Here is a 1,098-nt window from a genome sequence, read left to right as displayed (position 1 = left end):
CAACGCACAGAAGTTTTACACAAGCGGTTAGCTGATTTATATCAAACAGCTACTGTCTTGCCTTGGGTGCCATCAGAAATGCTGCCACAAGCTTTTGAAGAACTTCATCACAGTTCAAAAACATTGCAGTTGGCGGTGGAGGAACTATATCAGCAAAATGAAGAGCTAATCCGAACCCAAAATTTTTTAGAAACCGAACGCATACGCTATCAAGATTTATTCGACTCCGCACCAGATGGATATTTAGTCACTAATCCATCGGGTACGATACACGAAGCTAACCAAATGGCAGCTAAATTACTAAATATTTCCAAACAATTTTTAGTAGGCAAGCCAATTACTAATTTTGTTCCTATCGAAGAACGTCAGCAACTTCGTAGCGAAATTAACAGATTATCTGAATCGGATATAGGCACAGAATTGTTAGTACGCTTGCAGCAACGTCATGGCGATATCTTTAATGCTGCTTTAACAGTAGCAGCCGTCCGTAATCAACAGGGTGAAGTAATTTCTCTGCGGTGGTTAATACGTAATATTACTAGTCGTCAGCAAAGCGAATTGCCAGAAACAAAGAATCTCAGCAGTACTATCAGAGATCGGCGCTTATTCAAATATTCTAAAGGAGACCAGATCTGTCTCAACCCGCTACAAATTTTACATGTTTGTCAGGGTTGGGTGAAACTCAGTACTTTCTGTGAAACAGGTGAAGAAGTGCTGATAGGCTTGGCAGGAGCAGGAATGATCTTTGGCTCTAGTATGACGAGTTTAAAGATTTACCAGGCAATAGCCCTATCTGAGGTAGAGTTAGTATCAATTCATGTATCAGAAATAGCAGCTTCTCCTAGCCTCAGCCATAACTTTTTACCAAAAATAAATCAACGCTTACAGCAAACAGAATCTTTGCTAGCGATTTCTGGAAAGCGTCAGGTACAAGAGCGCTTGCATTATCTGTTGGAATTTCTCAAACAAGAAATCGGTGAATCTGTGCCAGAGGGAACGCGTCTAAGTGCTCGGTTAACTCATGAAGATATTGCTAGTGCCTGCTGTGCTAATAGAGTCACAATTACAAGATTTATGAGCAAATTGAAACAACTAGGT

The 1,098-nt window shown here is 40.5% G+C and carries 1 protein-coding gene; it reads left to right on the top strand.

Going from position 1 to position 1,098, the window contains the following annotated elements; translation table 11 throughout:
- A partial coding sequence (locus tag BV375_RS29745; RefSeq protein ID WP_086767212.1) for a PAS domain S-box protein occupies window positions 1–1,098 on the top strand: 1,098 nt, incomplete at both ends.

Origin of the sequence: Nostoc sp. 106C, from assembly GCF_002154725.1 — a bacterium.
Taxonomy (GTDB): domain Bacteria; phylum Cyanobacteriota; class Cyanobacteriia; order Cyanobacteriales; family Nostocaceae; genus Aulosira.
This window is presented reverse-complemented; position numbering and strand designations above follow the sequence as displayed.